This window comes from Synechococcus sp. EJ6-Ellesmere (genome assembly GCF_024345875.1).
Classification (GTDB): domain Bacteria; phylum Cyanobacteriota; class Cyanobacteriia; order PCC-6307; family Cyanobiaceae; genus Regnicoccus_A; species Regnicoccus_A antarcticus.
In genome coordinates, this window is record NZ_JAGQBY010000098.1 from 1 (window position 1) to 11,875 (window position 11,875).

The 11,875-nt window shown below is 67.9% G+C and carries 14 protein-coding genes; 4 read left to right on the forward strand and 10 right to left on the reverse strand.

The window, feature by feature from the left end; translation table 11 throughout:
- The 4 genes from KBY78_RS11320 to KBY78_RS11335 form a co-directional block, all read right to left on the reverse strand.
- A partial coding sequence (locus tag KBY78_RS11320; protein WP_255143674.1) for an ATP-binding protein occupies nt 1-919 on the reverse strand: 919 nt, incomplete at its 3' end.
- Nucleotides 920-974: 55 nt separating this feature from the next.
- On the reverse strand, nt 975-1,304 hold the full coding sequence (locus KBY78_RS11325) for a hypothetical protein (RefSeq protein WP_255143675.1): 330 nt from the start codon (nt 1,302-1,304) through the stop codon (nt 975-977).
- A 23-nt stretch (nt 1,305-1,327) separates the two neighbouring features.
- Nucleotides 1,328-2,113 (reverse strand): fatty acid desaturase, encoded by a 786-nt coding sequence (locus KBY78_RS11330; protein WP_255143676.1) that lies wholly within the window; start codon nt 2,111-2,113, stop codon nt 1,328-1,330.
- Complete coding sequence (locus KBY78_RS11335; RefSeq protein WP_006173022.1) at nt 2,110-3,063, reverse strand: orange carotenoid-binding protein; 954 nt, start codon at nt 3,061-3,063, stop codon at nt 2,110-2,112. The genes KBY78_RS11330 and KBY78_RS11335 overlap by 4 nt, the downstream gene beginning before the upstream one ends.
- A 157-nt stretch (nt 3,064-3,220) precedes the next feature.
- Between KBY78_RS11335 and KBY78_RS11340 the strand changes: the two genes are divergently transcribed.
- Nucleotides 3,221-3,643: a YccF domain-containing protein gene (locus tag KBY78_RS11340; RefSeq protein WP_006173023.1), complete on the forward strand. Its 423-nt coding sequence runs from the start codon at nt 3,221-3,223 to the stop codon at nt 3,641-3,643.
- Here the strand turns inward: KBY78_RS11340 and KBY78_RS11345 are convergent.
- Genes KBY78_RS11345 through KBY78_RS11355 form a run of 3 tightly spaced genes read right to left on the reverse strand, consistent with a single transcriptional unit; the run spans nt 3,564 to nt 5,739 of the window.
- Complete coding sequence (locus tag KBY78_RS11345; RefSeq protein WP_255143677.1) at nt 3,564-4,190, reverse strand: hypothetical protein; 627 nt, start codon at nt 4,188-4,190, stop codon at nt 3,564-3,566. The two genes, KBY78_RS11340 and KBY78_RS11345, sit on opposite strands and share 80 nt — an antisense overlap.
- The gene (locus tag KBY78_RS11350) at nt 4,187-4,822 is read right to left on the reverse strand and encodes a PCC domain-containing protein (protein WP_255143678.1); all 636 of its coding nucleotides are present in this window, start codon (nt 4,820-4,822) and stop codon (nt 4,187-4,189) included. Before KBY78_RS11350 ends, KBY78_RS11345 begins: the two co-directional genes overlap by 4 nt.
- Before the next feature lie 29 nt (nt 4,823-4,851).
- Complete coding sequence (locus KBY78_RS11355) at nt 4,852-5,739, reverse strand: NAD-dependent epimerase/dehydratase family protein (RefSeq protein ID WP_255143679.1); 888 nt, start codon at nt 5,737-5,739, stop codon at nt 4,852-4,854.
- An 87-nt stretch (nt 5,740-5,826) separates the two neighbouring features.
- Here KBY78_RS11355 and KBY78_RS11360 point away from each other — a divergent pair, with 87 nt between their 5' ends.
- Complete coding sequence (locus KBY78_RS11360; protein WP_255143680.1) at nt 5,827-6,645, forward strand: hypothetical protein; 819 nt, start codon at nt 5,827-5,829, stop codon at nt 6,643-6,645.
- Nucleotides 6,646-6,648: 3 nt separating this feature from the next.
- Here the strand turns inward: KBY78_RS11360 and KBY78_RS11365 are convergent, their stop codons facing one another.
- The 3 genes from KBY78_RS11365 to KBY78_RS11375 are packed head-to-tail and all read right to left on the reverse strand — an operon-like array spanning nt 6,649 to nt 9,594.
- Nucleotides 6,649-7,746, reverse strand: a complete 1,098-nt coding sequence (locus tag KBY78_RS11365; protein WP_255143681.1) for a type III polyketide synthase — start codon at nt 7,744-7,746, stop codon at nt 6,649-6,651.
- A complete protein-coding gene (locus KBY78_RS11370) occupies nt 7,737-8,861 on the reverse strand; it encodes an FAD-dependent oxidoreductase (protein WP_255143682.1) in 1,125 nt (374 codons plus the stop codon). Before KBY78_RS11370 ends, KBY78_RS11365 begins: the two co-directional genes overlap by 10 nt.
- Nucleotides 8,854-9,594, reverse strand: coding sequence for a methyltransferase domain-containing protein (locus KBY78_RS11375; RefSeq protein ID WP_255143683.1), 741 nt, complete (start codon nt 9,592-9,594; stop codon nt 8,854-8,856). The genes KBY78_RS11370 and KBY78_RS11375 overlap by 8 nt, the downstream gene beginning before the upstream one ends.
- A 428-nt stretch (nt 9,595-10,022) precedes the next feature.
- Here KBY78_RS11375 and KBY78_RS11380 point away from each other — a divergent pair, with 428 nt between their 5' ends.
- Both KBY78_RS11380 and KBY78_RS11385 read left to right on the forward strand, forming a co-directional pair.
- Nucleotides 10,023-10,502, forward strand: coding sequence for a TerB family tellurite resistance protein (locus KBY78_RS11380; RefSeq protein WP_255143684.1), 480 nt, complete (start codon nt 10,023-10,025; stop codon nt 10,500-10,502).
- 237 nt (nt 10,503-10,739) lie between these two features.
- The gene (locus KBY78_RS11385; protein ID WP_255143685.1) at nt 10,740-11,795 is read left to right on the forward strand and encodes a magnesium transporter CorA family protein; all 1,056 of its coding nucleotides are present in this window, start codon (nt 10,740-10,742) and stop codon (nt 11,793-11,795) included.
- Nucleotides 11,796-11,875: the final 80 nt, after the last annotated feature.

The following is an 11,875-nucleotide window of genomic DNA, read 5'->3' on the forward strand; positions in this document are numbered from 1 at the left end:
CCACGCCGCCGCGCAGGGCCTCGTTGACCAGGTAAGCGATCTGCTCGCGGGCGATCGACACATCGGGCAGCCACTGGCGGGCCAGCAGCAACTGGGTGGCCAGGGCATCGGTCTCCTCCTGCCAGCGGGCGCGGAAGGCTTCGCTGGAGCTGCCGTGATCAAGGGCGGAGCTGGTGATCGCCACCCGCTGCTCGATCGCCAGCAGCTGGTTGGCCGAGAGGGCTATGGCGAAGCGATCGAGCAGGTGGTCGCGCACCGCCCCCTCCTCGGGGTTGTAAGTGGCGATCAGCAGGGTGCGGCAGGGATGGGAGAGGCTGAGCCCCTCGCGCTCGATCCGGTTCTCGCCGCTGCCCACCGCCGCCAGCAGCAGGTTGGTGATGTTGTCATCGAGCAGGTTGAGCTCATCGACGTAGAGCACGCCCCGGTGGGCTTCCGCCAGCAAACCTGGCTGGAACACCGGGGCCCCCGCAGCCAGGGAGGCGGCCACATCCACCGAGCCCACCAGTCGGTCTTCGGTGACGCCGAGGGGCACCTGGATGAACGGGGCCGGGATCACCGTGGTGGGCAGCAGCGCCGTGGGGTCGGATCCGCTGGGATCACCGCCCAGCTGGGTGATGCGGCCGTGGATCGTGGCGTCCCAGTCGTCAGGCCGCTGGGGGTCGACGTTGAGGCGGCGGCAGGCCTCACCGAGCGCCAGCACGTCGATCGGCGGCAGCAGGGCATGCAGACCCCGGGCCAGCACCGACTTGCCGGTGCCGCGCCCGCCGGCGATCACCACCCCGCCCAGACCCGGATCCACCGCCGCCAGCAGCAGGGCCAGCTTGAGGGTGCCGTGGCCGGTGATGGCCGCCAGGGGGAAGGAGCTGGTGGCCGCCGCTCTGGCACCCGCTGGGGAGGCTGCAGACCCGCTGACGACCATGGGGGCGGATGCCTCGTGAGGTATGGGGTCAGTCTGGCCGATGGGCCGCCTGGCCCTAGAAGCGCGACATCGCCTTGATCTTGGCGAGCTTGTCGGCGTCGAGGCCGTCGAGTTCCCGCAGGTCCAGCAGGTTTTCCTTCACCAGGCTGGCGAACACGAAGAGAATGCCCTCAAGGCGGAAATCGAAGCGCCCTTCCATCACGTGGCGCTGGGTGCTGAGATAATCGTGCAAGCGCCAGAGGGACTGGGCATTGTTAATTGAATCGGCCTCGCGGCGCACGGTGCTGATCACTGTCTGGACGGCACGGGCGTAAGCGCAACTGAAGGCCTCTTCAGCGATGGCCTGCTCGTCGTCACTCCAGGTGATCAGTGCCGATTCAACCATGATGTCTTCCTTGATACAAGACTTTATCGCGGCTGGGCCAGAGGCGCGAGCCGCACGGATTGCCCTTGCCGGGACGGGCGGAACCGGCGCATCCCCGGCAGCTGGAACCAGGTCCTGGTGGGGAACTCGTGGTGTTCCCAGTGATAGCCGAAGTGGAAACAGGCCAGCAGGGAGAGCCATACCGGCAGCTCCAGGCTGCGGGCCTGGTGGCGAGGGCTGTCGCCTTCTGTCTGGCGGTGGGGCAGGTACGTCCCGAAGACGAACAACTGCAGGGAACTGATCAGCAGGGGAAGGGTGCAGATCAGCAGCACCGACAGCGGGGCCATGACGCCGGAGGTTGCGGCCACCAGGGTGAGCAGGGCCCAGCCGCTGAGCAGGCGCAGCATCTGGCCGGCGGAGAGATAGCTGGCCATGAAGTGGAAGTACCAGCGCAGCACCCCGCCGCCCTGGGGGGGCTGGTGGTCGGGATCGCGGGTGGTTCCCGGGGCCTGATGGTGGCGCAGGTGGTTGGCGCGGCAGGCGCCGTAGGGGAGGCCGGCGTAGAGCCCGAGAGCTAACTGCCCCAGCTGGTGGTTGAGCCGGGGTTGGCCTGGCAGAAGCAGGCCGTGCATGGCGTCGTGGCCGACGATGAACAGGCCGGTGTGCAGCACCGAGCGGAGGCCAACGGCAAGCAGCAGCAGCGGCAGGGGCAGATGGCCTGGATCGGCCGGGAGCAGAAGCACCAGGCTGAAGATCCAGGCCAGCAGGATGCCGGTGGCCAGCAGCAGTCCCTTGCCGGTGGCAGGGGGCGTGGCCGTGGCGAGGCTCAACGGGCGAACTTGAGCAGCTCGGCGGGGGAGGCCAGCAGATCGATCGCCACGAAGTAGATCTTGCCGTCGGGATTGAGCAGGAAGCGCCAGGCCACGTTCATGCCCACACCGGCTCCGAACCAAGGTGTCTGGACCTTGCCGGTGACCTTGATCTGGGTGAATTCGCCGTCGGCGGGTTCGGCAATGCCGGATTCGGGCAGAAGCTTCAGGTTCTGGCAGTCTTCGCGGAAGAAGCGCAGGATGGCGTCCTTGCCCACGATCGGCTTCTGGAAGGGAGGCTGCAGCGCCCCGTCCGGAAGGAACAGCTCAATCAGGTTGTCGAAATCGTTGGCATTGAGCTGATCCATGTAGGCGCTCACCGTGGCGTTGTCGATTCCGGCGATCGACACCTTCTGACGCTGGGACTCAGGGGTGGGAGCCACCACAGGCTCGCTGACGCGCTGGGCCTCGCCCTTGGCGGGGTCGTAGCCCATGTCGACGACGAAGTTGCGCAGCAGAGTGATCTGCTGGCCCTGCTCGACGCTCTTGAGGGAGCTGAGCACGGAGGCGGCGTTGGCGGAGAGCTGGTAGCCCTGGGGAATCGGAGCCACGATGCCGGCGGCCATCCACTCGCCGAGCTGATACCAGAAGCCGAGCTTGATGTTCACCGACCAACCGGAATACGTGCGGCCGATGGAGGTGTCGGTGCTGTTGGCCAGGTCGCACATGACCTGGCTCTGCTGGGCAAAGCTCATGCCCTTGATCTGGCTGAGCACGCCTTCAGCGAACTGCATGCGGGCGGCGCCGGGGGCGGCGATGGTGATGGTCTTGCCCATCTCGAGGTAGGCGTACCAGATCAGTGCAAGCTGGTCTTCGGCGCTGAGCAGCTTGTAGCGCGCGGTGATGGCAGGAACGACGTCCGCCGACAGCGTGTCGGGGAAGATCTGGGTGGCTTTCTCGAGCGTGAACATATGTGATTGGTCCCTTTTGTTAAGGAGGTTTACAGACTCTAGGCGATGGGCTGCGAAGCTGGTAATAAATTCAGCTTCGTGTCCGTCGCCTAGGTGAGCCCGGGCCGACCGGAAAGGGCCGACCCTCCAAGTTTCGGATCAACGCCAATCTGGAGAGATGCTTCGCTTCGTTCTTAACGTCCTCTGGTTCGTGCTCGGGGGCTTCGTGATGGGCCTGGGCTGGTGGCTGGCCGGCCTGGTGGCCGCCATCACGATCGTGGGTCTGCCCTGGGCGCGGGCCTGTTTCGTGATCGGCAACTTCTCTTTCTGGCCGTTCGGGCAGGAGGCGATCAGCCGCCGCGAGCTCACCGGCCGCAATGATTTCGGCACCGGCCCCCTGGGGCTGGTGGGCAACGTGATCTGGTTCCTGCTGGCGGGCTGGTGGCTGGCGATCGGCCACCTCAGCTCGGCCCTGGCCTGCTTCGTGACGATCATCGGCATCCCCTTCGGGATTCAGCACGTCAAGCTGGCGCTGATTGCCCTGGCGCCGATCGGCCTGCAGGTGGTTCCCACGGGAACCCGGCCCCGGGCTCTGGAGTGAAGCGGCAGCGCAGCAGCGCCAGGGCCTCATCGGGCAGCCCCAGGAAACGGTCGAGCCAGGGCTCGCCACTGGGCTGAATCGAGGCCACCCCCACCAGCAGGGCGGCTCCATCCCCATCGGGTCGCTCGCCGCTCAGGTGATGCCGCCGGCTTGTCACCTCGCCTGTGACCAGCTCCGTGGCCACCAACAGGGGAGGTGCGCAGTAGAGCGAGCCCACACGAAAGAGAAAGCGCGCCCTGAACGTCAGGGCCAGGGAGCCGGTGGCGGGATCGAGAACGCCCTCCAGCTGCTCCGGTTCGATGCTGATGCTCAGCCCCGGCGGCAGGGGCAACCCCAGCACGCGGGTGCTGCGCCAGTCGAGCGGCGGAATGCGCAGCTCGTCCGGCTGGAACCTCAGCGGCCGCCTCCCGTCCCCGGACGGTTGCCCCAGCTGGGCGCTGCCGCCACCGCCGCGGGCGTCGTAGCGGAAGCGGGGGTAGCCGGCGATGGCCAGACCGCAGCCGGCCAGAGTGCTGAGCTGAAGCGTGGCGGCTGGCGGCACGCTCATCCCTGGCGCAGGACCTCGAGCTCGCCCCTGCCGTGGCTCTCGGCCAGCTCTGTGTAGCCGCCGATCAGCTCCCCATCGACGAACACCTGGGGCACGGGACCCTCGGCGCTGGGTTCGATCAGGCGGAGGGGAATGCCGAGGGTGCGCAGCATGCGCAGAGCACGCCTGGAGAACGGGCAACCGGAGCGCACGGCAATCGTCACCCGCGGCTCGTTGGGCTCACTGACGGCAGGCGCGGCGCCTGCGGCCTTGGTCTGGCCTGCGGCAGTCGCCGGCCTGGAGGCCTGCTCCCGTGTCTGCGCCACAGTGTCCAGCAGGCCCACCAGCAGGTCGGCGCCCTTGAGCACCCGCGAGCCAGGCTCGAGGTGCCCGCCCCAGACCCGGCAGTCCCCATCGGAGAGGCTCAGGTGCAGGTGCACGCCCTCGGGGGAGAGGGTGCCCTGCAGGGTGATGATCTCCAGCTCACCGCGCAGCACGGTGGGGGAGATCTTGCCGGGGCACTGGAAGGCGGCCTGGGCCAGGTTGCCCACCACACCGAGCACGAAACCGGAGGCGTTCTGCTCCACGGCCAACTGCTCGAGCGCCTGGCGCAGGTCGCTGCCGGGCTTGAGGTGGAGCGGCACGGAACGCATCGCTGGCGCGGCGGATGGGCGCGGCAAGACTAGGCCGCAGGCTTCTGCTCAGCCCCGGGACCGGGCGTGGCCGCGAGGATCGGCAGGCGGGGGTGCTGCAGGCTCAGGCCCAGCTCCCGCAGGCGGCGGTTCGAGATTCGCCGTTCGGCGGCTGGGTTGGCCGAGGTGCCGTTGTCGCCGTCCCAGATCACCGGCTCGAGGCCGGCGGCACGGCAGCTGCGGTCGATCAGCTCGCGCACGCTGATGGGTTCGTCGTCCACCAGGTTGATGAGTCCATCGAAGCCCTGCTCCACCGCCCAGGCCAGGGCCGTCACCACATCGTCGCGGTGGATCCAGCTGATCAAGGACGACCCATCCCCTTCGCGGCGGCTGCCCGCGAGGGAGCGGAAGCGGGGTTCCAGCTCGCGCCCGGGGCCATAGATCGCTCCCAGCCGCGCAATCGCGACGCGGCGGTGGGGGCTGCGGCAGTTGAGCAGCAGATCCTCGGCGTCTCGCAGGATCTGAGCGTGAGGCTCCCGGGGCTGGGGGGGTGTGTCTTCCTCCACCAGGCCCTTGGCCTCGCCATAGACCGAGCAGCTGCTGGTGTACACGAGCTGCTGGAGCTCGGGGAGCTGGGGCACCACGGCCGCCACGGCCTCCATCGTGCGCAGGTAGGTGGCCTCATAGCCGTCGGCATCCACCTGGCGGTTGCCGCCGGGTGCAAGGCAGAACACGGCCGCCTCGGTGTTCTCCAGGGCCTGGTGGAGCTGATCGGGGTCGGCGGCATCCAGCAGCTGCACCGCATCGGCCAGAGCGGCCAGCTCCCCCAGGCGCTCCTCGCGCGTGGTGGTGACCCGCAGCCAGTGCCTGGACTGCTGATGCCAGTGGCTCGCCAGGGCAGAGCCCACATAGCCGCAGCCAACGATCGTGATCCGCATCGAGACTGTGCTGGCTGACGAAAAGCTAGGGCGCCGCGATCACAGTGAAGCCACCACACTGACCGCACCACCACCGCCCCTGTTGCCATGACCGGCCACGACCGCCAGTGGGAGCTCAACAGGCTCAACTTCGCGGGCCGCTGGTGTGGCACGAGCCGCTGGTATGAGCGCAGCGCCGCCGGTGTGCTGGATCTCACCAGCCCCAGCACGGTGATCGAGGGCACCTGCTACGCCATCAGCTTTTCTGACCCCGACACGGGTCTGTGGGACGGCAGCGGCCTGCGCTTCGCTCCGGACGGCCGCCGCCAGCTGCCCCTCTCGCGCTCCACTTACAACGGCGGCGGACAGTGCTGGCAATTCCGCGGCGCCGCCGGCCAGTCGAGCCTGGCGGTGGACGGGCAGCAGCCCCGATTCGGCCATGAGCTGAACCTGTTCCGGGGCCGCTCCCGCTCGATGCTGGTGCTGCTCTACGCACCGCTGGCAGCAGCTCCGGGCGAGTCCCCTGGCTGGCGGCTGCAGAGCCTGGGGGTGGTTCCCTTCCGCTGCAGCCTGGCCCCCGAGCTCGACCCACCCCGCCCTGCGGCCAGCGACTGGCGGGCCCTGCTGGCGCAGCAGGAGGGTTGGCCCGGTGAGCTGGAGCGCCTGGAACCCCACCACTGGCCCGCCGCGGATCCGGAGCCGCAGCCGTGCGAGCCCTTCCGAAGTAGCCAGTTCAGCGGCAACGACCTCACCGCCGGCTTCGCCGACGGCCTGCTCTGTTCCCTGCCGGAGCAGCTGCCGGAGGGGGCCTTTGTGTTGCAGGTGGGCTGCCGCCTCGATGCCGACCACTTCCAGCAGGTGAGCCTGACGTACGACACCCGGCAGCGGCTCACGGCCTGGGAGCTGCGGCGGTTCCGCAGGCCCTGAGCCTCAGCCCAGCAGGCTCGCCTCCACGGTGAGGCCTGGGCCGAAGGCCAGGGCCACCCAGGGGCGTGGAGCTGCCGTGCTGCGCAGGCTCTCGAGGATGAACAGGATCGTGGCCGATGACATGTTGCCGAACCGGAGCAGCACGGTCGCCGAGGGCTCGACCTGGCTGGGGTGCAGCTCCGCCGCGGCCGCAACGGCCGCGAGGATGCGTGGACCGCCGGGGTGCAGGGCCCAGGATCCGATCGAGGAAATGCTTTCGCCCCGGGCGCTCAGCCAGCGCTCCAGCCAGGGACGCAGGTTGGCGGCGATGATGCCTGGCACCTTGGACGAGAGCGTCATCTCGAAGCCGTGGTCGGCGATGGTCCACGACATCAGATTGGCGGTTCCGGGGATGAGCGTGGAGCCGGAGCCCAGCACCTGCAGCGGGGGGGCATCGGCGGCTGGGCAGCTGGCTTCGGCAGTGCCCGTGGCCACCAGGGCGCCGGCGCCGTCGGCGAAGAGGGAGTTGGCCACCACCTTCTCCGGATCCCAGCCGTAGTGCATGTGCAGGCTGCACAGCTCCACGGCGCAGAGCAGCACGCAGGCGGCCGGATCGGCCTCCACGAAGGCCCGTGCCACCCGCAGGCCGTTGAGCGCGCCGTGGCAGCCCATGAAGCCCACATGGGTGCGCTCCACATCGGGATTGAGGGGCAGCCGAGCCATCAGGGCGAGATCGAAGCCCGGCGCCTGGAACCCCGTACAGCTCACCGTGACCAGGTGGGTGATCCGCTCCGGGCCGAGCCCGGCATCCGCCAAGGCGAGGCGGGCCACTTCCAGCGCCAAGGGTTCGGCATGGACCTCGAAACGTCTGATCCGCTCGCCCGTGGATGGGCTGCTGTCGCCATAGAACGGCAGGCGGCCTCCGATGCCATCCTCATGCTCGACCGATTCCAGCAGGACGCTGTGGCGCACGTTCACCCCGGAGCGCCGCTGGATGCGCGCCAGCAGGGCTGCCCGCTCTGGCGTGGAGGCGCAGATGCGCCCGGCCATGGCCGCGGATTCACCCTGGCTGATCCGGTAGCGGGGAACCGCGGTGCCGATGCCGAGGATCGTCATGGGCATGGCATCAGCCGTTGCGGCAGGGAGGGCAGGCGCGAGGCTGCCCAGAACAGGCCACGGGTGCTGCTCGGATGGCGCAGCGCCAGGGCCAGGCTGCGGCAGACCAGCTGACGGCGGCCGATCCGTTGCCGGTGGGTTTGGATCCAGCGGCGCTCGAGCGCCGGCTCCCACGACCCGGCCCCCTCCAGCACCAGCGGCGTGACGGCGGCGGCGGCGGCGAGGGCCCAACCCATGCCTTCTCCGGTGAAAGGCTCCACGTAGCCGGCGGCATCCCCGAGCACCAGGAAGCGATGGCCGGCCAGGGGGGTGCTGCGGCGGCTGAGGGCTGGAGTGCTCTGCCAGTCGGCCTCATCCAGCTGGGGCAGGGCCGGGAAGCCGGCCTCCGCCAGCACCCGCCCGGCGGCAGCAGCAGCGCTGCCGGTCTCCTGCAGGAACGTGCGATCGAAGGCGGCGGCCACATTGAGGCTGCCGCCGTCCACCCGCACCAGACCCACGTAGCCCTGGCGGCCCACGGCCATGTGGATGCTGCCCTCCTCCCAGTGGTGGTCCGCACCCGCCAGCACGCAACCGGCCCCCAGCCGCGAGCGGGGCTGGATGCGGGTGTGGGCGCCAGGCTCGTTCTCGAGGCAGCGGTGGGCCAGTCCCGCCGCCGCCAGCACCACGGCCGCCTGCACCTGCTGCTGTTGCCGCCCCTGGCGCAGGCTGACGCTGCGGGTTTGGGCGCTGGCCGGACCCAGCTGGGCTGTGGTTTCGGGGCGGAACACAGCTCCGGCGCTGACGGCGGCCTCCACCAGGGCCTGATCGAAGCGGCTGCGGGAGACGGCCCACCCCGGGTGCAGGGCACAGCACGTCTGCCGGCCGCCCAGGCCCAGCCGCAGCCGCCGCAACGGCAGCCCTCCCAGGCTTTCGAGCAGATGGCCCTGGTCCACGGAGGCGAGCGCCGCCTGGGCCTGGCCGTTGAAGCAGGCGCCGCACACCTTCCAGCGCGGGAAGCGGCGCTTCTCCACCAGCAGCACCCGCAGGCCCCGGCGTGCCAGATCGAGGCTGGCCAGGGCACCGGCCGGACCGGCTCCGATCACCACCACATCCCAGGACTGGCCGGGCAGGGTCTCAACCACGGGACCAGCTCAGCAGGTAACGCTCCGGCCAGCAGCGTTGCAGCGTGGCGCCCTGCAGCCCGGCCCGCTCCGCCATGGCGGCCACCTCAGCAAGCTGGAAGGCCCCCTGCACCGAGCGCGGTCCATCGGTGTGCACGATCCAGGAGCGGCTGAGCAGCCGGGTGCCGGCCCAGGCCAGCCCGTAGCCCAGGGGACTGCGGATCAGGTCGTTCACGAGCACCAGTTGACGGGCCCGCTGGCCCATCAGGGCCAGCAGCATCTCGGCGTCGTGGTCGTCGAGGTGGTGAAGGAACAGGGAGGTGAGCACCACGTCGTAGCCACCGGGGGCGGCCCCGTCCGGACCAGACGGCAGCGGATCGGCGAGGGCGTCGGCCCTGAAGAAGCGCGCCTCGGCGCCGCGGCGCTCGGCATTGGCGCGGGCGATCGCCACAGCGCTGGGGCTGATGTCGCAGCCCTCGAGGATCAGCGGGATGGCACTGCGCCGGGCCATCAGGGCCAGGTCGATGGCGGTGTCACCGCCGCCGCAGGCCAGATCCAGCACCCGCAGGGGAGTGCCCTGATGGCGTGCCGCCAGCTCACGGATCGGGGTGAACAGGCTGGCGGAGCAGCGGCTCACGGCATTGATGCGCCGTAGCCCCGCCAGGGCCAGGGCGTGCTCGCCGGGGTCGATCCCCGGCTGATCCATCACTTCAGCGACCCGCTCGCGGCGGGTCAGGGACTCCAGGCTCGGCACGGCCTTCACTGTCCTGCCAGGGCGTGCGGGCACTATGGCGCCTGCGATCCGGCGTCCGCGAAGGGTGCCTCCAGCGTTCCGCCGAAGGCATTCACCAGGGCCTCACCCAGTGCATGCTGGGTCAGGAAACGGCCCGGGAGCCGCAGCTCGCCTGCGGGAACCCCATCCCTGATCCGTGCACAGGCAGGTCCAGCGCCCCTGGTGAAAGGTGGCCTGGCAATCCGGACAGGTGCTGGGCTGGGACGGCTTGTGGCGCTGTTGATAGGGATCGCTGTGATGCCTGCTCTCCATTCCGTCGTGGCGGGGTTGACCCCTCTGCTTCCGCTGTAGCCACGTGCATGGAATCTGTCAGGGCGCTTGCCCTCGGTTGGTGGGCTGCCGGACCAAGCCGTCACAATGGCTGTTGGGATGCCTACCGGATCCCCTTCATGGCGCCCAGCACCGACACCCCGCCCGCCGGCAACCTCGACCTGCTGCGCATCCTCTGCTGTGTGGCCTGGTCGGATGGCGAGTTCTCCGCGGAGGAGCGGGAGCTGCTGGAAGGCCTGGTGGAGCGTTACATCGTGACGGATGGTGGAGTGCCGCTGCCCGCCGAGGCAGCTGAGGTGCTGGCCGAGCAGTCCCTGCAGCCTGAGGCCCTCGACACGCTGATTCCCCGGCTCCGATCCGAGGAAGACCGGCAGCTGGCCCTGAAGCTGGGCTACATGATGATCCGTGTCGGCCGGCGGCCCGGCGACGAGTCGAGCATCAACCCCCTGGAGAAGGTGGCCTACCGGCGCCTGGTGGACGGTCTGGGCCTGGGTGAGGCCGACATCGCCGAGGCGGAATGGTCCGCCGAACTCGACCTCGAGGCCCAGAGCGGCCTGCGCGGCTTCCTCTCGCGTCACTTCGGCTTCCTGGCGGCCTGAGCGGCGCTCCTGCGGCGAGGGCCCTGATTCCTTCACCAGCCTTCAGGGCAACTGAACCTGCAAACCTGGTTGGATGGCGATCTCCGCTTGGTTGTGATGTCTTTTTCAGCGCGATTCTGATCGGAGATTGCAGGGTTCAGAGGCCCATCCTGGTCATGACGGAAGTACGTCACCAGTCAATGTCCAGCTCACGCTATTTCCTCCCTACGCTGTTGCCTGGGACCCGATCAGAACGACGTGTCTGACTCCAGCTTTTACCAGTTCGGCTGCAGCGGCCCTCCGAAGCGCGTGGGGACGGCCGAGGCTGCTGTGGCGGCTGCGGAAGAGAGTGGTTTTGCCTGGTTGCACTACAACGAGGCCACCAGGGAGGAGCTTGAGCAGCTGGTGGGGCTGCTCGGTCTGCATCAGCTTTCGATCGAGGATTGCTTTGATGAAAACCAGATTCCCAAGATCGAAGACTTTCCGAATAATACATTCATTCTCTTTAACACGTTCGAGTATGGCAATGGTGCTTTGGAGGTGGGTGAAATCAATTTGTTCATCGGTGAGAAGTTCCTGGTCAGCATCAGTCACTTCAGCGCCGGCCGGCGGCCCTTTCTGGCGGGAATTCAACGTCTGGTCGAGAAGAGCTTTGAGGGAACACTGGAGCAGCAGGGGCCTTCACGGGTCATGCACCTGATTCTGAATCATGTTGTGGATCAGAAGTTTGTTGCCATCGAGGCGCTCGAGGACGAATTGGACGATGTGGAAGGGGCTCTGATCTCGGACCCCGCGAGCTTCAAGTCGGCCGAATTGATTCGGTTCAGGCGGTATCTGCTAAGGCTACGCAAGAGCCTCTTTCACGAACGTGAGATCCTCGGGAGGATATGCCGCAGGGATTGTCCCTTCATTGCAGAGCAGTCAATCTATCATTATCGCGACATCTTTGATCACCTGGTCAGATTTTTCGAGCTGACTGAGTCCTATCGAGATATCGTTACCAGTTTGATGGAAATGTATCTTTCAATGTTAAATAATGAAATGGCTAAAGCGGCCAATGAAACAAATATTACCGTCAGACGGTTGACATTGATCACCACGATCTTTATGCCGTTGACGCTGCTTGCCGGCATCGGGGGGATGTCCGAATGGTCGATGATCACGGGCCCCAGGAACTGGAGGGTGTCCTATCCAGCCTTCATGCTTGTCATGATCCTGATTGCGTTCGCCAGTTACTACGTCCTAAGCCGGCTGGACCGGAAGCGAACTGAGGTGGACTGGTTTTTCTGGACAGCCCCCATCGTTAACCTCTGAGGCGGGGTACCGCCCCTGAAAGGGGCTCCCACCGATGAGCAAACGCCGCACCCACAGCCCCGAGTTCAAAGCCAGGGTCG